General features: G+C 67.6%; 17 protein-coding genes. 9 read left to right on the top strand and 8 right to left on the bottom strand.

The window, feature by feature from the left end; genetic code table 11:
• Nucleotides 1–16: 16 nt before the first annotated feature.
• The 4 genes from SK571_RS29525 to SK571_RS29515 all read left to right on the top strand — a co-directional run bounded on the left by SK571_RS29525 (nucleotide 17) and on the right by SK571_RS29515 (nucleotide 2,863).
• Nucleotides 17–718 carry a hypothetical protein gene (locus SK571_RS29525; RefSeq protein WP_319987348.1) on the top strand — a complete coding sequence of 234 codons (702 nt, stop codon included), beginning with the start codon at nucleotides 17–19 and terminating at the stop codon, nucleotides 716–718.
• Complete coding sequence (locus SK571_RS46435) at nucleotides 715–978, top strand: WhiB family transcriptional regulator (RefSeq protein ID WP_406602053.1); 264 nt, start codon at nucleotides 715–717, stop codon at nucleotides 976–978. Before SK571_RS29525 ends, SK571_RS46435 begins: the two co-directional genes overlap by 4 nt.
• The gene (locus SK571_RS29520; protein WP_319987347.1) at nucleotides 975–1,175 is read left to right on the top strand and encodes a hypothetical protein; all 201 of its coding nucleotides are present in this window, start codon (nucleotides 975–977) and stop codon (nucleotides 1,173–1,175) included. Before SK571_RS46435 ends, SK571_RS29520 begins: the two co-directional genes overlap by 4 nt.
• 401 nt (nucleotides 1,176–1,576) lie before the next feature.
• Nucleotides 1,577–2,863, top strand: coding sequence for an ABC transporter substrate-binding protein (locus SK571_RS29515; protein WP_406602052.1), 1,287 nt, complete (start codon nucleotides 1,577–1,579; stop codon nucleotides 2,861–2,863).
• A 9-nt stretch (nucleotides 2,864–2,872) separates the two neighbouring features.
• On the opposite strand, the gene SK571_RS29510 is transcribed toward SK571_RS29515, so the two are convergent.
• The 3 genes from SK571_RS29510 to SK571_RS29500 are packed head-to-tail and all read right to left on the bottom strand — an operon-like array spanning nucleotide 2,873 to nucleotide 5,554.
• The gene (locus SK571_RS29510; protein WP_319987346.1) at nucleotides 2,873–3,715 is read right to left on the bottom strand and encodes an alpha/beta fold hydrolase; all 843 of its coding nucleotides are present in this window, start codon (nucleotides 3,713–3,715) and stop codon (nucleotides 2,873–2,875) included.
• Nucleotides 3,712–4,737, bottom strand: a complete 1,026-nt coding sequence (locus SK571_RS29505; RefSeq protein WP_319987345.1) for an NADP-dependent oxidoreductase — start codon at nucleotides 4,735–4,737, stop codon at nucleotides 3,712–3,714. Before SK571_RS29505 ends, SK571_RS29510 begins: the two co-directional genes overlap by 4 nt.
• 1 nt (nucleotide 4,738) lies before the next feature.
• Nucleotides 4,739–5,554 (bottom strand): oxidoreductase, encoded by an 816-nt coding sequence (locus tag SK571_RS29500; RefSeq protein WP_319987344.1) that lies wholly within the window; start codon nucleotides 5,552–5,554, stop codon nucleotides 4,739–4,741.
• Between the two features lie 120 nt (nucleotides 5,555–5,674).
• On the opposite strand from SK571_RS29500, the gene SK571_RS29495 reads away from it, so the two are divergent.
• Nucleotides 5,675–6,247: a TetR/AcrR family transcriptional regulator gene (locus SK571_RS29495; protein ID WP_319987343.1), complete on the top strand. Its 573-nt coding sequence runs from the start codon at nucleotides 5,675–5,677 to the stop codon at nucleotides 6,245–6,247.
• Here SK571_RS29495 and SK571_RS29490 read toward each other — a convergent pair.
• Nucleotides 6,244–6,726 (bottom strand): MarR family winged helix-turn-helix transcriptional regulator, encoded by a 483-nt coding sequence (locus SK571_RS29490; protein WP_319987342.1) that lies wholly within the window; start codon nucleotides 6,724–6,726, stop codon nucleotides 6,244–6,246. The two genes, SK571_RS29495 and SK571_RS29490, sit on opposite strands and share 4 nt — an antisense overlap.
• 64 nt (nucleotides 6,727–6,790) lie before the next feature.
• Between SK571_RS29490 and SK571_RS29485 the strand changes: the two genes are divergently transcribed.
• Together SK571_RS29485 and SK571_RS29480 are read left to right on the top strand one after the other, a co-directional pair.
• Nucleotides 6,791–8,185, top strand: coding sequence for an LLM class flavin-dependent oxidoreductase (locus SK571_RS29485; protein ID WP_319987341.1), 1,395 nt, complete (start codon nucleotides 6,791–6,793; stop codon nucleotides 8,183–8,185).
• Nucleotides 8,186–8,241: 56 nt separating this feature from the next.
• Nucleotides 8,242–8,715 (top strand): hypothetical protein, encoded by a 474-nt coding sequence (locus SK571_RS29480; RefSeq protein ID WP_319987340.1) that lies wholly within the window; start codon nucleotides 8,242–8,244, stop codon nucleotides 8,713–8,715.
• Here SK571_RS29480 and SK571_RS29475 read toward each other — a convergent pair.
• Nucleotides 8,712–10,799, bottom strand: coding sequence for a M6 family metalloprotease domain-containing protein (locus tag SK571_RS29475; protein ID WP_319987339.1), 2,088 nt, complete (start codon nucleotides 10,797–10,799; stop codon nucleotides 8,712–8,714). The genes SK571_RS29480 and SK571_RS29475 overlap by 4 nt on opposite strands.
• Nucleotides 10,800–10,863: 64 nt before the next feature.
• Nucleotides 10,864–11,667: a hypothetical protein gene (locus tag SK571_RS29470; protein WP_319987338.1), complete on the bottom strand. Its 804-nt coding sequence runs from the start codon at nucleotides 11,665–11,667 to the stop codon at nucleotides 10,864–10,866.
• Nucleotides 11,668–11,898: 231 nt separating this feature from the next.
• Here SK571_RS29470 and SK571_RS29465 point away from each other — a divergent pair, with 231 nt between their 5' ends.
• The gene (locus tag SK571_RS29465; RefSeq protein WP_319987337.1) at nucleotides 11,899–13,209 is read left to right on the top strand and encodes a DUF2252 domain-containing protein; all 1,311 of its coding nucleotides are present in this window, start codon (nucleotides 11,899–11,901) and stop codon (nucleotides 13,207–13,209) included.
• A gap of 467 nt (nucleotides 13,210–13,676) precedes the next feature.
• Here SK571_RS29465 and SK571_RS29460 read toward each other — a convergent pair whose 3' ends face one another.
• Nucleotides 13,677–16,646, bottom strand: coding sequence for an AfsR/SARP family transcriptional regulator (locus SK571_RS29460; protein WP_319987336.1), 2,970 nt, complete (start codon nucleotides 16,644–16,646; stop codon nucleotides 13,677–13,679).
• A gap of 231 nt (nucleotides 16,647–16,877) precedes the next feature.
• On the opposite strand from SK571_RS29460, the gene SK571_RS29455 reads away from it, so the two are divergent.
• Nucleotides 16,878–17,999: a hypothetical protein gene (locus SK571_RS29455; protein ID WP_319987335.1), complete on the top strand. Its 1,122-nt coding sequence runs from the start codon at nucleotides 16,878–16,880 to the stop codon at nucleotides 17,997–17,999.
• Nucleotides 18,000–18,102: 103 nt separating this feature from the next.
• On the opposite strand, the gene SK571_RS29450 is transcribed toward SK571_RS29455, so the two are convergent.
• Nucleotides 18,103–20,121, bottom strand: a complete 2,019-nt coding sequence (locus tag SK571_RS29450; protein WP_319987334.1) for an ATP-binding protein — start codon at nucleotides 20,119–20,121, stop codon at nucleotides 18,103–18,105.
• Nucleotides 20,122–20,230 lie beyond the last annotated feature (109 nt).

The raw sequence follows: 20,230 nt of genomic DNA, 5'->3' as shown, positions 1-20,230 counted from the left end.
CCCTTCGCATCTGGACGTGATCGAACGGCGATTCCTCGCGATGACCGCCGGCCCGCAGCCGCTGACCCTCGACTGCGCGGCACTCGGATGCGGCCTGCCCGACGAGGAGCTGCCTCTGGACCGCGTGCGCGTACTGCTCCTCAAGCGACAGACGAGCTGGGTGAGCAAGGACGCCGTGTGGCACGAACTCGTCCGAAGGGCACACGCGGCACCCGAACCGTGGACCACCATCGCCGCCGCGATGATGATGCCCGGACTCAAGCACATCGCTGGAAAGCTGGGCTCCCGCTTCTGCGGTGACCGCAACGACCTGGACTCCGAGATCCTCGAAGGCTTTCTCCAAGCACTCGACATCGCCGACGCACGGTCGCCAAAGATCTTCGGGCAGCTCTACTGGTCAGCCTTCCGACGCGGCCACGAAGCCTGCAACAGCGAAAGGCGGCGGGCAATGTCCCGGTCCGAACTCACCGACACCGCAATCGACGCCCGCACAGCCGACGGACATCCGGACCTCGTCCTCGCAGGAGCCATGCTGTCCGGTGTCATCACACCCCACGAAGCCGACCTCGTCTCCGATGTGCTCCTCGACCACGGAGACCGGTCGACCGCAGCCAAGCGGCGCGGTATGAACCGCCATCAGGTGGCAGCGCAGCTCAACACCGCCTCCCGCCACCTCGCCGACTACCTACTCGGCGGCCCCCTTCGTCCGGCCGCATGACCACACTCATGGCACTGCGTGCACCGCGGTGGCACGTACACGCAGCATGCCGAAACGCAGACCAAGAAGTCGACTGGACCGACACCAAGCCAGGAAGCAAGGCTGCGGCGGACTGCAAAGCGATCTGTCGCCTATGTCCAGTCCGCCTCACCTGCGCCATCACGGCACTCACCACTAGCAAGAGCTACGGCGTGTGGGGCGGCATGGACCAGGCCGACCGCGAAGCACTGAGACACGCCGAGGTTCAGGTCGCAGCATGAACACAACACCCGACTCCACGCAGCGGACCCGCCGCCAGCAGCAACTTGAAGCCACGGACGTCGTCTTCGAGATCAACCTCGTCGACGGCGCCGAAGCTGAGCACCTTGGCGTGCAACAGGCGGCGGTCATCCGCGACGTAGTGCTGTGGTACCACCGAAACGGCAGCAGCGCGCCACCGCACACGAGCGCCACCTGACTACGACAACACGAAACCGGCCTGCACGACCAAACATCCAACCTGAAACCGCTGGTCAGCCCCGTTCCCATCCTTTGATGCTCCCGCCGGGGGCGCCAAAGACGAAGGCGATTCGTGTTCGCGGCAAGCGCGAACCGGGTCGCCTTTGTGCGTTTTCGAGGAGTCGAGCCCCTTTCGTTCTGGGAGCGCTCCCAGGAGTGCGGAGCATCATTGCGCCCTCCTGGCTACTCGGCAGAACAGCCCAAAATCCGTGCGTTGCTCAGTGATTTCTTCTTCTCTGCAACCATTCGGGCACGCAGAGTGCGTCTTGACCGAAGGCGCTTGACACCTCCGCCTGGCGACTTCAGACTCCCCAAACCTGGGAGCGCTCCCAGTCGCTGTCGCCGTCAGAGGAGCTTCACGTGCGTCCGAGCCGCTGGATCAACGTGGCGATCTGCGCTGTCGTGTCCGCCGCCATCACTTCGTGTGGCACAGGCGGGGTGGCGAGCCGGACCGCTGACGGCAAGACCGAGCTGACCGTCGCCACGTTCAACGAGTTCGGTTACGAGGAGCTGTTCAAGGCGTACGAGGCCGAGCACCCGGACGTCAAGATCACGCACCGCAAGACGGGTCAAGGCGCTCCGCACCACCAGAACCTCTTCACCAAACTGGGCGCGGGGGCGGGGCTCGCCGACGTCGAGGCGGTCGAAGAGGGGTACCTGAGCCAGGTCATGGCCAAGGCCGACCAGTTCCACGACCTGCTGGAGATCGGTCCGAAGAAGGTGACGCCGGACCGCTGGCTGAAGTGGAAGGCCGACGCCGCGACCACCAAGGACCGCAGGTTGATCGGCTACGGCACGGACATCGGCCCCCTGGCCATGTGCTACCGCAAGGACCTCTTCGCCCAAGCCGGTCTGCCCTCCCACCCCGACGACGTCAAGCGGCTCTTCGCCACGTGGGACAGCTACTTCGCGGCGGGCGACAGGTTCGTCGCCAAGGTGCCCGGTGTGGCCTGGTTCGACAGCGCGGCCCAGATCTTCAACGCCATGCACAACCAGCACGACGTGGGCTACTTCGACAGGTCCGACAAGCTGGTCGTCGAGTCGAACCCCGACATCAGGAGCGACTGGACCGCCGTCACGAACGCCGTGGCGAAGGGGCAGTCGGCGAAGCTGGTCGCGTTCAGCAACGAGTGGAACACCGGTTTCAAGCTCGGCAGGTTCGCCACGACGGTCTGCCCGTCGTGGATGCTCGGCGTCATCGAGGCTCAGGCGGGACCGGAGAACGCCGGTGAGTGGGCTGTCACCGACGCATTTCCCAACGGCGGCGGCAACTGGGGCGGCTCGTACCTGACCGTGCCGAAGCAGAGCAAGAACGCGGCCGAGGCCGCGGAGCTCGCGGCCTGGCTGACCGCTCCGGAACAGCAGGTCAAGGCGTTCCAGGCGAAGGGCACGTTCCCCAGCCAGATCGACGCCCTGGAGAACAGGGCGCTGCTGGAGCACGTCAACACCTACTTCGACAACGTGAAGGCGGGTGCGCTGTTCGCCGCACAGGTGCAGAAGGTCAAGGCGGCGCAGTACAAGGGCCCGGCCGACGGGCAGATCCAGGAGAACGTGTTCGGTCCTGCCCTGCAGTCCGTCGAACAGGGCAAGCGCGCGGACGAGGCCTGGAACACGGCGGTCGCGGAGGCGAAGAAAGCCGCCAAGTGACGGCCGCGGTCACGACTCGAGGAACTCCAGAGCCTCGGCGACGAACTCGTCGTGGTGCTGGAAGATGCCGCCGTGTCCGGCATCGGGGTACAGCGTGAGCCGGGCATCGGGCAGGCGCCGGGCCAGATCGGCGGAGTTGCTGCTCGGGACCATCCTGTCGTGGTCACCGTTCGCGACGAGGACCGGCTGCTGGACGGCCGTCAGGTCGGAAGGCCGCTGAACGCCCCACCCGTGGATCGCCTTGAGCTGGTTGCGGAACGCCGTCACGGAGATCGGCTTGTCCCGGTCGTCCGTGCGCTCCTTCAACCGGTTCACGAACTGCCGGGCCGCCGCCCTGCCTTTCGTTGTCCGGGCGAAGAACAGGTATTCCTTGGGGTCCTTGAAGGTGAGTGCGGCCTTCAGGGTGTCGAGGACGGTGACGCGGGTGACCCTGTCGATGCCCTCGCCACCGGCCGGGCCGGTGCCCGCGAGGATCATCCTGCGGACGAGTCGCGGTTCTTCCGCCGCGATCACCTGGGCTACGAAGCCGCCCAGCGAGAAGCCGAGCAGATCGACCCGGTCGTGGCCCAGCGCGCGGATGAAGGCGACGGCGTCCCGTGCCATCGCGTCCACCGAGCGTGGTGTCCTGCCCTGCGAGGCGCCGACTCCCCGGTTGTCGAAGGTGATCACCCGGTGCCTGGCTGCGATGCCGTCCACGACACGGGGGTCCCAGTTGTCCAGCACGGCGGCCAGGTGGTTCAGGAAGATCACCGGCGTGCCGGTGTCCGGGCCTAGCTGACGGTAGGCGAACGTCGTCCCGCCGATGTCCACGGTGCGGGTCGGTGCGTCTTTGTAAGCGGTGATCACGGTCATGATGACTCCTTGGGCGAGTTCCTGACCTTCACGACGACCTTGCCCTTGGCGCGTCCTGTCTGGACGTGCGCCAGGGCCTCGTTGGTCGCCTCGAAGGGGAAGATCCGGTCGATGACCGGTTCGATGATCTCGGCGTCGATGAGCGAGGTGATCTCGCCCAGCTGCTGCCCGTTCGCCCGCATGAAGAGGAACGAGTAGCTGACCTGGCGGCGTCGTGCGGCTTTCCTGACACGGTGGCTCAGGACCCGCATCACCGGCCGCAGGATCCACGGCCTGCCGAGCTCCCCGGCGAAGGCGGGGTCCGGCGGGCCGGAGATCGAGACGAGCTTTCCGCCGGGCTTCAGCACGCGCAGCGACTTCATGAGCGTCTTGTCGTCCAGGCTGTTCAGCACCACGTCGTAGTCGCGCAGGACGGTCTCGAAGTCGTCCTCGCGGTAGTCGATCACGACATCGGCGCCGAGCCGCTTGACCAGATCCACGTTGGCCGTGCTCGTCGTCGTGGCCACGGTGGCGCCCAGGTGTTTCGCCAACTGGATCGCGAACGTCCCGACGCCGCCGGCGCCTGCCTGGATGAAGACCTTCTGCCCCTTCTGCAGGCCGGCGATCTCGACCAGCGCCTGCCAGGCGGTCAGGCCTACCAGGGGGACGGAGGCCGCCTCCTCCATCGTGAGCCGCTTCGGCTTCAGCGCCAGGTCGTCCTCGCTGATGGAGATGAACTCCGCGAAGGTGCCGATCCGGTCCTTGTCCGGTCGCGCGTAGACCTCGTCGCCGGGCTGGAACCTCCGCACTCCGGCGCCGACCCGGACCACGACACCGGCGACGTCGTTGCCCAGGACGAACGGCGGACGGTAGGGCAGGACGAGCTTGAACTCCCCGTCCCTGATCTTGAGGTCCAGGGCGTTGACGCCCGCCGCGTGGACCTGGACCAGCACGTCGTGCTGCCCCACCTCCGGCTCGGGTACGTCACCGGCTCGGAGGGTGTTGCCGCTCTTGCCGTAGCGGTCGACGATGAACGCCCGCACGTCAGCCCACCATCCGGTTGAGCTTGCGGACGCTGCGGTCGAAGGCCCACGCGGGGGCGACGCGACGAAGCACGCTGACACGCGCAGCGGTCGAGCCCGCGGTGTAGCGCCGCTTCGGCTTCGGGTCGGTGGCCGCGGTGGCGATGACCTTGGCAACGAGCGCGGGATCGTCACCGCCTCGCATCGACTCCGCCATGACGTCGTCGTAGACGCGGCGCCGGTGCGCGTAGACCGGCAGCGGGCTGTCCGCCTGCACCATGTTGGCGTCGAACGGGCTGTTGGTGGGACCGGGCTGGACGCGCACGACCTGAATGCCCTGTTCGCGGACCTCGTGGTCCAGGGACTCGGAGTACCCCTCGACCGCGTGCTTGGTCGCGACGTAGACGGCCATGAACGGGTTGGGGACGAACCCGGCCACCGACGAGACGTTGATGATGCGTCCGCTGCCGCGGGCGCGCATGTGCGGCAGGACGGCCCTCGTCATGCGCATGAGGCCGAAGACGTTGACGTCGAAGACCGTCTGCGCCTGAGCCACGGAGATCTCCTCCGCGGCGCCGTTGGCTCCGACTCCGGCGTTGTTCACCAGGACGTCGAGGCGCCCGAACCGTTCGAGCACCTGCCCCACGACGGCGGCGACCGACTCGTCGCTGGTGACGTCGAGGTCCAGGAACGTCACGCCGTCGCCGGGGGCGATCCTCGTGGTGTCACGACTCGTACCGACCACGCGGAAGCCGGCGTTCGCCAGCGCCAGCGTGGCTGCTTTGCCGATGCCCGAGGACGCGCCCGTCACGAGCGCCACCTGCGGTGTTGCTGTCATCGTGAGCTCCAACCCTTTGTATTATGACCGTACGACCATAAGATGAGACACGAGTCCAGGGCAAGAGATGCGGCGAATTTAGATTATGATCGTACTTACATTGAGGCGGCGGAGGAGCACGTGGCGCGGTACGGCAAGGAGCACAAGCTGGCGACGAGGCAGCGGATCATCGAGACGGCGGGCCGCCGGTTCAAGCGCAGCGGCATCGACGGCTCCGGCGTCGCCACGCTCATGGGAGACGCGGGACTGACCAACGGCGCCTTCTACGCGCACTTCGAGTCCAAAGAGGACCTGGTCGCCACCGCGGTCTCCGACCAGCTGCGCGAGCAGCGCGAGCAACTCGCGGCCGTCGCACCCGGCCGCGCCGGACTGGAGCAGATCGTCCGCGCGTACCTCTCCCCCGAGCACCGCGACAATCCGGAGGAGGGCTGCCCGTCCGCGGCCCTGCTCGACGAGATCGGCCGGTGCGGCGAGCCGACCAGGCAGGTCTACACCGACAGCGTGCTCGCGATCATGGACGACTTCGCCGCGCGCCTGGCACCGGAAGATCCGGCGTCGGCTCGCACCACGGTTCTCAGCGTCTACGCCCTGATGGTCGGCACGTTGCAGCTGTCACGCGCCCTGACCGACCGGGGACTCGCTGACGAACTTCTGGAGCAGGGCATCCGGAACGCGCTGGCACTGCTCGATTAAGGCGTGCTCGCCGCGATGTCCTGCACGGCCTGACAGGCGCTCGGCACCGGGTCCAGCTCGTTGACGTGCCCGGCCAGCCGGCAGAGCAGCACCTTGAACGTCTCCCGATCCCCCGCGGACAGGCCGGACAGCACGTGCGCCTCGGCGTGCGACAGCCGGAGGTCCAGCTCTTCCAGCCGGGCACGGCCCACGTCGGTCGCCACAACCAGGCGGGTGCGGCGGTCGGTGGGCGCCGGGCGGCGTTCGACCAGCGACGCTCGTTCCAGGTCGTCCAGCAGGTAGGTCATGACCGTGCGGTCTATGCCCAGTTGCTGGCAGAGCGCGGACTGGCTTTCTGGCTGGTCACGGGTGGCGGCGGTGAGGATCTGGTAGCCGCGGTGGCCTCCGGGCAGGTCGCCGACGGCCTGGTTCGTCGCCTTGACGAAGGCGCGGAACACCACGCCGAGGGTCCAGCCGAAGTCGTCCTCTAGCGCGGTCACCCCGCCAATGATAGCCGGGGCAGAACGTCTGTCCAGCAGAACATCTGCGTGGTATACTTTCGGCATGACAGATTACGGCCACCCACTCGAGTTCGGGGTGTTCCTGCCGCCCGGTGCCGAGCAGTTCGGCGACACGTTGCGGCTCGCGCAGGCCGCTGACGTGCTCGGACTGGACCTCGTCAGCATTCAGGACCACCCGTACAACGCGGCGAACCTCGACACGTGGACGTCGTTGTCGGTCATCGCCGCGACCACCACCAACGTCCGTGTGTTCCCCAACGTCGCGAACCTGCCTCTCCGGCCGCCGGCTGTGCTTGCGCGCGCGGCGGCGAGTCTGGACGTCATCAGCGGTGGGCGCGTTGAGCTCGGACTCGGCGCAGGGGCGTTCTGGGACGCCATCGCCGCCATGGACGGGCCGCACCGCACGCCTGCCGAGTCGGTCGAGGCACTCGAAGAGGCCATCGCGGTGATCAGGGCACTGTGGACGCCCGGTCGCGGGATTCGCTTGCACGGCAAGCACTATTCGCTCAGCGGGGCGCGGCCTGGGCCGTTCCCCGCGCACGACATCGGCATCTGGCTCGGCGCCTACAAGAAGCGGATGCTCCGGCTCACCGGCCAGAAAGCCGACGGTTGGCTGCCGTCGAGTCCATATGCGCCACCACAACAACTCAAAGCGATGAACGCCATCATCGACGAAGCGGCACTCGAAGCCGGACGCGAGCCCAAGGACATCCGCCGGATCTACAACATCGGAACCGAGTTCACTGCCGGACAACTCGCTGAACTGGCGCTCGACGACGGCATGAGCGGATTCGTCCTGATGGTCAACACCGACGACGAGCTGCGCACGTTCGCCGAGGAGGTCGCACCGGCGGTGCGCGAGATCGTGCAGAAGGAACGCAGCCCGAAACTCCTGTGGGACGAGTCGACGCGCCCAAAAGGCCCGGCGCCTGAAGCGGACGCCGTCTACACCGCTTCGGGCAGGGCGATGGGCCGTCAGCTGGTCGGGGTCCACAACCACCTGCGCGAGGAACTGACGAAGGTCCGTTCGATCATCAAGCAGGCCGTGGACGGCACGATCGACGTGGGCGAGGCGCGGTCCGAGATCAACACGATGACCATGCGCCAGAACAACTGGACGATGGGCGCGTACTGCGAGAGCTACTGCCGGCTCGTCACCATCCACCACACGCTCGAGGACACCAGCCTCTACCCGCAGCTCAGAGAGGGCGACGCGCGGCTCGGGCCCGTCCTCGACCGGCTGACCGAGGAACACCACGTCATCCACGAGGTGCTCGAACGACTCGACGCCGCCCTGGTGGCCACGGTCGCGGAGCCGCAGAAGATCGTCCAGGTGCAGGAGGCGGTGGACCTGCTCACGGAGACGCTGCTCTCGCACCTGTCCTACGAGGAGCACGAACTGGTCGAGCCGATGGCCCGCATCCCGTACCACCACTGAGTGCACTTGGGCGTGTGCGGCGCCACGGCGCCGCCGGCTGCCAACAGACTGGGTGCGTGGACACCAGGAAGCGAGTCGATCCCGTCCGGCGCGGTCGCACCATCCTGGGGGCGTCGTTGCTGCTCACAGCCGCCGCCGCAGGGACGAGAGCCGCTGTCGGGTTCAGCTACGCGCCCGAGCTGGAGTCCGCGATCCGCGCGGACGACGGCCTCGACGTCACGATCGCGCTGCACACCGGACTGACCTACGCGTGGCTCGTGTTCGCGGTCCTGACCGCGGCGGCCGCGGTCCCGCTGCTGCTCACCGGCTCGGGCCGGACGTTCGCGGCCGGCGTCTGCTACGCGCTCGGCATGCCGTTGCTGCTGTTCAGCATCGGCGTGATCGCCCCGATCTCGACGGTCCAGACGCTGACGTGGCTGGCGTGCGGCATCGTTCTGCTGACGGGGTGCTTCGTGATGCTGACGTCCGGGCCTGTGCCGCAGCGGGAAGCTCCGAACCGGCGCGGACCGGCCCGGAGCCGTCGCCGCTAGCGGCCGGTCACCGTGCAGGTCGCGGTCGCGGACCTGCCGGGGTAGCTCTCCGACACGGCCGTCAAGGTCACCTTGGACATGAGCGGCCCACCGTTGCGCTGCGCGTGCACCGGAACGTCGACCCGCCCGCCGAACTTGGCCGTGGCCAGCGCGTTCGGCACCGAGACCGTCCAGCCGTCCGCGGCCTTCGCGGTCACGCGGTAGACGTCACCGTCGAGGTACTGGTCGACGGGCTCCGGGTGCTGTCCACCGGGAGGCGCCGTGCGGCCGGTGTTGGTCAGCGGGAAGCGGCACGTCGCCACGCCCGACGAGTCGGCACGAGCGGAGGTCGGGCTGACCCGCACGCCGCGCTGCTGCGGTCCGGCGCCGTCGAGCGACCGGATCGCCACCGTGTAGGACAGCACACCACGGGAGTCGCGTTGCAGGTCCAGCACGTAGAAGTGCAGGCGGTTGGCCGTGTCGACGAACTCGAACTCGCTGCCGGAGTTCGTGCCGGCGTGGAACAGCGCGTCGGACAGCTGGCGGTAGTCGCCGATCGTGATCGGGACCTTCGTGCCGTCGGGCAGGACGTAGTCGGTCATGCCGATGTCCTGCGGGTTCGCGTCGATCACCCACGTGAACGGTGCGGCGTCGACGTTCTTGGTCTTGGCCAGCATCACGCCGGAGTCCGGGGTGAACGAGTCGGCGCCCATCCGGTCCACGACTTCGAGCGTGTAGTTGTTGTAGCCGCCGCCGTCGCAGAACGGGTTGGTGGAGACGTTGCAGGACGGAGACTTGTCGCCGGTGCCCAGCGCGAGGTTGATGCCGGTCAGGCCGGTGGCGCCGGGGTTGACCTCGCGAGCGGTGATCTTCGCGATGACCGTGCCGGAGCCGGCCAGGGCCTCGCGGGACAACCGCAGGACGTTCTTCTCGTCCACGATGCCGAGCTTGATCTTGTTGCGCAACGTCTGCTGCGCGCCAAGAGAGCCGCCGCCCGTTGCCGGGATCGTCCAGCGGGAGTGCGGGCCGCCGGGGCCGTTGAACGAGCCGCGCGACAGCATGTCCCACGGGCCGCTGTAGTCACGGCGCGGCGGGCTGCCGTACGGGTTGTTGTAGTTGTCGCCGATGCCGAGGATGTGGCTCAGCTCGTGCGCGTACACGCCCTGACCGGAGCTCTCGGCCTGGGTGGACGAGCCGCCGCCAGCGTTGGGCCAGATCGACGAGCCCGCGGCCCACGAGGTCCAGTCCACGTAACGGGTGTTCGACCAGTTCGGCAGCGCGGGGTCCGGCGGGCCGAAGTCGTCGGTCACGTCCTCCTTGGTCCGGAACTTCATCATCCCGAACTCCTGCCAGGTGCCGGACTCGTCCTGGCCCGCAGACAGGTAGTAGATGAAGTCGTAGCCCGCCGGCACCTCCGCACCGACGTCGGCCACCCACGCGGCACGGCCGTCGGTGCGGATGTTGCGGTTGCAGGAATCGCCTGCGGGACAACCGGTTCCGCCCTGGAACTCCATGGCGTACTCGTGGTCCTTGCCCGGCATCGTGTACGGGCCGAACGCCTTCAGGTCGACGCCGTAGCGCCCGCCGGAGGTCTCCATCCAGTACTCATGCACGGTGTGGCCGCGGTTGAGGTTGTTCGGCTTGTTCAGGAAGTCCTGGTAGAACTGCCCGACCTCGGCGCGCGGCACGTTGCCGGCCTCGGCGCTCGGGTTGCCGAACACCGTGGAGTTCTTGGCCTGCGTGACGACGAACGGCTGGTTCGGGTAGTCCAGCAGGACCAGCGCGCCCTTGAAGGTGCGCACCGAACCCTTGACCGACGGGTCGGCCCAGTTCGTACCGGGAATCTTCTTGTAGTCCCGTTCCCACGTCATGTGGTCGGGGTTGACCCAGTTCTGCGGGTCGATCGGGCCCGGGAAACCGGCCTGCGCGAGCACGCGGGCGGAGTCCCTGGACTGCTGCCACGGCTGTTGTTGCGGCCAGTGGTTGTACTGCCAGTGGTTCGACGGTTGTTCCGGAGGAGCTGCGGCCGAGTTGCCGGCGGTGAACATCGCGATCGAGAGGAGCGCGGTGATCAGCAAGGCAGGGCGCCGGTGTGTGCGTTCCATGTCCTCACCGTGGTGCAGACCGGCCCGTGTCAACCACCCTTCGATCGTCTGCTGGTCAACGGATTCAGGGAACGAGTGCCCAGGCCTGCTGCGCGCTGGCCTTGCAGAAGGCGAGCCACCGGCTCTGCGTGGTGATCACGCCGTCGGAGCCAGCCCGGACGAGAGCGGCCGAGGAGTCGCGCTGCGTCTGCGGGCCCCAGCCGCCGTCGATGCCGGTGGAGTAGCCCCAGATGTACTGGCAGGCGGCCTGGACGAAGTAGGTCTGGGTCACCGAGCCGGTGGTGAAGCTGGAGTCGCCGCTGCCCGAGATCGCGTTGTCGATGTGGGCGTGGTTGTGGTGCTCGGCGTTGTCCAGGTACGAGATGACGTGCCGGAAGTGGTGGTGCAGCGACGCCATCGTTCCCCAGTAACGGATCCGCGCGGTGCGCAGGGCGTCACCGGTGGAGTTCTTCCACTGGTCGTACCGGCCGTTGAAGGCGGTGAACGTCGCGCCCGTGTCACGGTTCGTGATGAGCATGCGCGCGAGGTCGAACGCCCTGCCCTCACCGTGCATGCCGGACTTGTTCACGTACGCGCCGTACGAGTAGATCTTGTGCGGCGCGGTCCAGTGGTACGGCGTCCAGTTCCGCCAGTGCACGTGCCAGGCCTCCAGGCGGGAGTAGAAGCCGGGTTCGTAGCGGAACGCCGTCGCGGCGCCGTTCACCTCGTAGAAGGTCGGCTGCGAGTTGATCTCGCTCTGGGTGACGAGGGTCGCCGCGGAGGCGTTCCCGGTGCCGAGCAGAACCGCCGCTGAGCCCGCGACACCCGCGGCGAGAACGCTCCGGCGAGACATCGATCCGTTCATGCCCGGCAGTCTTTCGCCGGGCATGAACGCGATCCCTAGTCCTGCGAACAGTCTTCGGACGCGGGAACGCCGACCGGCACCTCCTCGACGACGTGTTCTTCGAGCATCCGACGTATCTGCTCCTCGCTCGCACCGAACATGAAGCACATGCCCACGACGTTAGGCGGGGCGTCATCGTGCGGGCTTCTCGATTCCTGCTCGCTCTTTTGCGCGCGCCCGGCTTCTCTCGCGGACAACCGCGTGCTGGGATGCACCATGACTGATCGTGGCGACCGCATTGTGAGCGTGCTCGAAGAGGCCTTCGCGGGCCTGATGGCAGCCGACCCCGCCGCGTTCCGGCACAAGTTCCGCAAGATGGCGGCCGAGCCGTTCGCGTTCTACCGCGGCAGCGCGTGCCTGTTCTACGCCGACATGGCCGAACTGCCCGACGAATGGGCCGACGAGCGCACCGGCCGCATCTGGATCCAGGGCGACCTGCACGCGCAGAACTTCGGGACCTACATGGACTCCGAGGGCACGCTGGTGTTCGACGTCAACGACTTCGACGAGGCCTACCTCGGCTCGTTCACCTGGGACCTCCGCCGCTTCGCCGCCTCGATGGCCCTCCTCGGCTGGCGCAAGGCCCTGCCCGACAGCGTGATCACCGACATGATCAACACCTACGTGGCCGCCTACGTCGCCCAGGTCCGTTCGTTCGCCGAGCACCCGGACGACGAACTCTTCAGCCTCCGCCTCGACAGCACCGAAGGCACCCTGCACCGCGTGCTGCAACGAGCCCGCCTCGCGACCCGAATCGGCCTGCTGGACGAGAAGACCGTGATCGTCGACTACGAACGCCGCTTCCGCCGCGACCGCGGAGGCATCCACGACCTGCCGGCCGACGAGCTGGAAGCCGTCACGCTCGCCTACGAGTCCTACCTGGACACCATCCCGACCGGCAAGCGGGCGTCGAGCCGCACCTACGCCGTGAAGGACGTGGTGGGCCGCAGCGGTTTCGGCATCGGCTCAGCCGGCCTGCACGCCTACAACATCCTGGTGGAGGGCCGCTCCCAGGCGTTGGAGAACGACGTCGTGCTGTCCATGAAGCAGGCCAACGTCGCCGCCCCAAGCCGCATCGTCCCCGACGCCAGGATCCGCGAGTACTTCACCGACCACGGCCACCGCACCGCGGTCTCGCAGCGAGCCCTGCAGGCCCACGCCGACCCGTGGCTCGGCCACACCGAGATCAACGGCGTCGGCTACGTCGTCGCCGAACTCTCCCCCTACGAGGCCGACCTGGACTGGTCGGACCTCACCGAGCCCGCCGACATGCTGCCCGTGCTCGGCTACCTGGGCCGCGCCACCGCGAAGATGCACTGCGTGGCCGACTCGGACTCCGCGCAGACCCTCGTCGACTTCCAGTGCGAGGAGGCGATCGCGACGGCCATCGAGGGCCGGGACGCCGAGTTCTCCGAGTCCGTCGTGGAGTTCGCCCTCGGCTACGCGCGGCAGACGCGGGAGGACCACCGGCTGTTCGTGGACGCGTTCCGGGACGGCCGGATCAAGGGCGTCAACTCGACGGAGTAGGCCGTCCGGCAGTACGTTTTGCGGCCAATCGAACGGTTGGACCACCTGCCACCTGGACGAGCACACCAAGCCCGTCTGTTTTCCAAGGTGGGCGCACTACCGCCCACCTTGGAAAACAAAATACAAATTTCTTTCAGAACCGAGCGGGGGACTCGGTTCGAATTCGAACTAGTCCAGGCTCGCGTTCTGAGGCATCTCGCACTCGACGCTGTCGGCCCAGTGACGACTGCTCGTCTCGACCGGCGTCGGTGCCGCATTGACCTGCACCGATGCGAGACCCGCTGTGACGGCGACAGCGATCGCCAGTGAACCCAGCACCTTCTTGACGGGCTTGATCGTCCGCTCCTTAGTTCGTGATGCGGTCGGGGACCTACGGCTTGGAATAGTTCCAAGCACCCCACCGTCACGTCAAATCGGGGGACACCCAACCGGGTGATCAAGCCTCGAAAGATACTCTCAAGTAATAACTACGGTCGGCGAACTTCGGAGCCTCGCTCCACAACGGGTGAATGCACCCGAGCAGCGGGGATGTCGATTTCCGCTCGGAGGTGACGTAGTTCGGAGGTCACCTGTCCCGCACGATCCGGGTCCAGGTCGAGCAGGATCGCCTCAGCCCGCTCCAGTGCCTCGACCGCGCCATCGCGCTGGTCAGCCTGCCCCAGGATTCGTCCGAGCACGCAGAGAGCAGTCGCCTCGCTCAACGACGCTCCGGCACGACCGCAGAAGCGAATAGCCTGACGAGCATACTGTTTAGCTTTCAACGAATTGCCGGCTTCAGCCTCGACCTGCGACAGCAGCGCGCACACTTCACCGACTCTTCCGATCGCGAGCTGGCGAGCGTGCTTCCGCAGGGCGTCTTCAGCGAATGCTCGCGCCTCCGCGGTGCGTTCGCGGGCGAAACTCAGAGAACCGAGCAGCTGTAGAATCGTCGCTTCGGACGCCTCGTCGCCCTGTGTTTGGGCCAACGACAGTGCCTGATGATAGTAAGACGCAGCCTGCTCGTATTCGAAAGCCTTCTGGTAGGCCTCCCCGGTCCTGAAGAGAAAAATCCGCTCCAGGCCACGGCCGCTTTCTCCGAGCTGGCGCACCAAAGCCAATGCCCTGATGTGCGAGTCGAGGCCCATGGGGATGTTCCCCGTGGCTACCAGAATTCGCGCCCCGGTGTGCAGGCAGATCGCGATCCCCGAAGTCTGGTTCCCACCCGCCCGCAAATAGCCGAGGTGCGCGGAGTGCACGTAGTGCTCTGCCCGCCCGTACTCCTGGCGCAACAGGTAGGTGTGACCGATCTGCTGCATCAGGTCGGCCGCACCGATTTCCGCCGCCTTGCCGAGCGACCTCGCCGCAGCGAGCCCGGCATGCAGGAGGTCCAGCACCTCGGCGGTCAGCCCTTGCCTGAGCCAAATCTGGCCGACCAGCTGAGGAATCTGCATGGCGTACTCGAAGTGCCCGGCATCGATCGCGAACCGCACAAGCGCGACGATGTTCCTCGCTTCGGCAGTGCACCAGCGATGGGCGGAGGCCGCGTCGCAGAACTCGATCGCTCGAACGTCGTTCCCGGCATCGGGCGTCGGCACGCGGACCATCGCGGGCAACACCCGCACGTCCGCGTTCTCCGCTGTCCGCAAGTAGAAGTCGAGCATCCGGTGTTCGACCACCGTCCGCTCCCCGGGATCCTCGAGCAGCCCTGCCGAGAACTCGCGCAGCAGGTCGTGCAGCTTGAACCGGTCCAGTTCACCGGCCTGCTCCAGCAGGTGGGCCTCCACCAGAGCATCCAAGGCCTCTTGCACGCGGCACACAGGCAGGGACGCCATGGCGGCCGCGGCGCTGACACTGATGTCCGGCCCTGGGTGCGCTCCGATCGTGCGGAACAGGAAGTGGGCGTCAGGCTCCAAGGCGCGCAATGACTGCATGAACACCGCGCGTGGGCCGTGCATCGTTCCGATGTCGAGTACGCCTCGTTCGCGAAAGTGGTCGACGAACGCACCCAGTCGCACGCCCGGTCTGGTCGCGATGTGGTTGGCGAGAACCTTCAACGCGATCGGCAAACCTCCGCAGACCCGAGTCAGCTCAACCAGTTCGCCGCCCGATCCGATCCGTTCGCCGATCCGGTCGAGCAGCAGGCGGCTTGCCTCTTCCGCTTCAAGCGGGCCGATCGGGATTCGTCGCGGCGCAAGGCGAGCCGCGAGACCGGACAGTTTGGACCGGCTCGTCACCACGACCACGCAGGACGAGAACAGGGGTAGCAGCCGGTGGATCTGATCGACGTCACGGACGTTGTCCAGCACCACCAGCAGTCGGCGGCCGGACAACAGCGACTGGAGCTTGGCCAGGCGGTGCTCCGGGTTGGCGATCCGGTCCGGCGGTACGCCCAGGCCCTGCAGGAAGCGGTCGACGACGGACGAGGCGTCGAGGACGGCTCCGTCGGAGAAGCCCTGCAGGTCAACGAAGAGCACGCCCGGGAAACTGGAGCGGCGGGTGTGCGCCCAGTGCACCGTCAGTGCAGTTTTGCCCACCCCACCGGAACCTGAGACGACCACGACACCCGGCTGTGTCGCCATGGCGTCCAGTGCGGCGAGCTTGTCCTCGTGGCCGACGAACAGGGGAACGTCGAGCGGGAGTTGTTGTGGCGCCGGGACGTTCGCCGTTCCGGCGGCAGGTTCAACGTGGGCGACGCCGTGTTCCTGGAGCTTGTCGTGGAACTTGCGCAGATCGTCTGCCGCCACGTCGTTCCGGTCGACCCGGAATGCCTTGTGCATGCTGAGGTACAGCTGCGTGGCTTCGTCTGTTCGCATCAACCGGTGCAGCGCGTCGAGTCGCCGCTTCAGCAGTACCGGGTGCAGCAGGTAGTCCGGCTCCAGGTCGTCGAGTGCCTCCAAAACCGCGTTGTACTCGCCGAGCACCAGGAGTTCGCCGCACAGGAGGTTGTAGGCAGGTATCTGCTGGTTCAGCTGGGCGTTGCGCCTCCACGACGCGGCACGATCGGACTTCAGGTCCTCAAGAGGCACCTGGTGCTGCCAGATCGTGAATGCCGAACGAATCGCAGTCAGGGCTTGCTGGTGAGCACCACCTCGAGCGAGTTCGCGCGCGCGGTCGAGGTGGTCGCGGAACTGGAAATAATCCACGGCGCTGCGCGGCACATTCAACCTGTACGCGCCATTGGACACCGACAATTCCACTCGGTTCGGCAAAGATTCGAGCGCGTTGCGAATTCGCGAGGAATACAGGTGCAGTGCGTGGCTCGGATTCTTCGGCAGTTCACGCTCGTCCGACCAGACCCAGTCGATCAACTCCGACGCAGGTACGGAGGCTCCCGGCCGCGTGAGAAGCACCGCGAGCACGGCCCGCTCCTTGAGCGGCCCCCATTGCGTGTCGACGTCGTCGCCGACCCGTATCCCCGTTGGCCCCAAAATCGTGAATCGCGCATCCACGAGCGCCACCCCTCATCCCCGACGAAGAGTCTCCTCCCTGTTCAACACCAATGCAATGCACTCGTTCGGACGAACGTGACAGAAGGGTGACAGTCCATTGACATTTGGACGTGAATTGCGCGCGGAACAGGACAAGGGCTTGATCGAAAAGTGTGCTGAAGTGCGCGAAGAGTTTCTGACAGCTCGATGAACACTCGGGACGGGACGGTCTTCTCATCGCTTCGACCGATGGAGGCCTGGATGAACTGGTTCACCACCCCGCTCGGTGCGGGAGGCGCGCACCGGGTGACGGTGCCGGGATGCCGCAAGGTGCTCGTGATCGTGCCCAGCGTGGTGGCGGGCACGCGTCTGCTCGACCTGTTGCCCCTGCTGGACAGCGACTTCCGCGTCCAGACCTACTTCACGCTGCCCGAGCCGGACGCGGCCACCGCGCGGTTCGTCAGCGCGGCCGGTGGGTTGGTGATCGGGTGGGAGATGGCTCTGCAGCACGAGTTCGATCTCGTGCTCGCGGCCAGCTACCGGTTCATCGACCGGGCGCCGGGGCCTGTGCTCGTGTTGCCGCACGGGGCGGGCGCGTTGAAGTCGCGCCGGCGGGTCCGGGCCGCGGGGCGGGAGGCGCGGCCGGTGCACGGGCTCGACCGGCAGATGCTGATGCGTGACGGGAAGGTGCCGGCCTCGGCGATCGTGCTGTCACATGACGACGAACTCGCGGTGCTCGCCGAGTCGTGTCCTGAGGCGCTGTCCGCCGCTGTGGTCGCGGGTGACATCTGCCTCGACCGGATGCGGGCCAGTCTGCCCTTCCGCGAGCAGTACCGGCGGGCGCTGGGTGTGGAGCCGGGTGACACGCTCGTCACGATCAGTTCGACGTGGACCGCGGAATCGACGTTCTACCAACGTCCTGAGCTCTACCGGGAGCTCACCGGCAAGGCTCGGGTGGCCGCGGTGCTGCACCCGAACATCTGGGCCGTGCACGGCGCCTGGCAGGTGCGGTCGTGGCTCGCCGACTGCGATGTGGTCGTGGTGCCGCCCGAGGAGGGCTGGCGGGCGGCGGTGATCGCGAGTGACATCGTCATCGGGGACCACGGTTCGACGACGCAGTACGCCGCCGCTGTCGGTGCGCGCGTGCTGCTCGCCACCTGTCCCGACGTGCGGCACGGCAGCCTCGCGCACGCGATCAGCGAGGCGGTTCCGAGGTACACCGGCGACATCGCGGAGGCCGTGGCCGTCCCGGAGTTCGCGGGTCTGATCAGCTCGCGGCTCGACCGGTCCGGCGTGATCCTGCGCGCGGCCATGTACCGGCTGCTCGGCATCCCGGAGCCGGCGCACGCCGTGCCGGTCTCGCCGGTGCGCCATGGTCGTTGACGAAGGTGTCGTCAGGCGCGACGGCGTGCTGCTCGTCCGCGGTGACCGGGCGGCACCGAGGTGGCGGACGCTCGCGGACGTGCTGCTGGCCGGGCCCGAGCCGTCAGCCGAGATCGCGCTCGCGGTCGCCGGGCTGTTGCTGGTGCGGTACGTCGGGTGTTCGCTCGTCGTCGTGCCGATCCAGCGCCGCGAGCCGGTCCCGGAGGCGGTCTGCGCCGGGATCGAGGGATTCGCCGTAGCAGGCCAGAGCGGAGCGGTAGTGGTCACGAGCGTGCACGAACTCGCTCTGCCGTTCGGCGATCTCGCCCTTGAGCTCGAGGGCATCGGCGACGTGCACAGGTGAACCAGCGTCACGAACATCGGCGAGCACGCTCTCAGCGAGGCGCGCGGCCTCGTCGGGCCGGTCCGAGTGGAGAAACGCACGGGACAGGAACATTCGTGCGCGTGCCTTGTCGACGACGTTGTCGAGGAGCGTCTCGCACTCCCTCAGTTCGGTGATCGCCTCGTCGAGACGGCCCATCTCGACGAGCACCTCGCCGACGCGCCGCCGGGCGAGGCCGATGCCGCGGGTCCGTTCGTGGAGGGTCTCTACGTCGACGGCCTCGCGGAAGTACCGGAGCGCGACCTCGAACTCACCCTTCAACCTGCAGGTGTAGCCGAGCTGCACGAGCGCCGTCGCCCGGCTGCCGAGATCGTGGTCGCCCGCGAGGTCGAGCACGATCCGGACCTGGGCGGTCGCCTCGTCGAGACGGCCAAGGTTGCGGAACGCGACGGCGAGCTGGTTGCGCAGCCGGGCTTCGGCGGTCCTCTCGCCGCACGACTGCGCGGCCCGCGCGCCGAGCTCGTGGGTCGACAGCCAGTCCGAGTAGTGGTGCCGGCGCTGGAACAGCGCGAACATCGCCTCGGCCAGCTGCCAGACCAGGTCCGGCCAGCCGTGGTCGTCGGCGGTGCGCAACGACTGCACGAGGTTGTCGCGGTCGTGGTCGAGCCAGTCCAGCGCCTCGGCTCGCGAGGCGAACACGTCCGGATCGGCGGACTTGAAGCGCGGACCGACGCGCGGCCGGCCGGGGATCGCGGCCGAGTCCGCGACAACCGCTCTGTCCAGGTAGAACTCCACGACCCGGCGGACCGCCTCTTCGCGTTCGGCGTCGTCCTGCCCGCGCGCGTGGAGGCGCAGGAGGTCGTGGAACCGGAAGCGGTCGTCACCGGCTTCGATGAGGAGGTTCTTCTCCACCAGGTCGTCGAGGTCGTCCTCGACCTCACCGACGTCGTCCGCGAGCATCGCCGCCGCGGCCCCCACGCCGAAGCTGACACCCGGATGCCACGAAGTCAGGCGGTAGAGCCGGGCCTGACGCGGCGGCAGCTCCACATAGGACAGATCGAGCACCGCGCTCACCGAGGTGGCGCCGCCGCCGAGGTCGAGACCGGCGAGCCGGTGGTTCTCCGCGCTCAGCTCGTCGACCTCCTTGGCCAGCGTGCGCCGCGGCCGCCGGGACAGCCGCGCACCGATCACCCCGAGCGCGATCGGCATTCCGCCGCACAGCCGCGCGAGCTCCCGGGCCGCGTCGGCCTCCACGGCGAGCCTGGGCTCCCCCACCACCCGCTCCAGCAGCTCGACCGAGTCCCGCAGGTCCATCGGGTCGACCTCGATGAACCGGGCGCCGTCCATGGCGAGCGGGCTGAGCCTCCACCGGCTGGTCACCACCACCGCACAGCTCGGCGACGCCGGGAGCAGCGGCCTGACCTGTGCCGCGCTGGCGGCGTTGTCCAGCAGGATCGCGAACGACCTGTCCGCGGTCAGCGACCGGAACAGCGCCTGCCGCTGGGCCAGGGTCGGAGGCACCACCTCGACGCCGAGCGCACCGAGGAACCACTCGAGCACGTCTTCGGGCTGCGCGGCTTCCGCGTGGGCGCCGAGATCGACGTACAGCTGCCCGTCGGGGAACTGGTCACGTGTGTCGTGCAGCCATCTCAGCGCCAGAGAGGTCTTGCCGACACCGCCTGGTCCGCTGACGACGACGAGCAGCTGGTGGTCTGCGCGCTCGTGCCACCTGTCGAGCTCGGTCAGCTCCTCCGCCCGGCTGACGAACAACCTGGGCGCCGGCGGAAGCTGTTGCGGCACAGGTTTTCCAGGTGATCCGGAATGAACGTGCACCGTTCCGATCGATCCGGCCTGCACCACGTTCCCGCAGGAGGCCCCGGACACGGTGTTCTCGACTCTTGCCATCCGG

The sequence above is a fragment of the Lentzea kristufekii genome (assembly GCF_033949925.1).
Classification (GTDB): Bacteria; Actinomycetota; Actinomycetes; order Mycobacteriales; family Pseudonocardiaceae; genus Lentzea; species Lentzea kristufekii.
The sequence above is the reverse complement of the archived record's forward strand: the minus strand, read 5'-3'. Positions and strand labels throughout refer to the sequence as shown.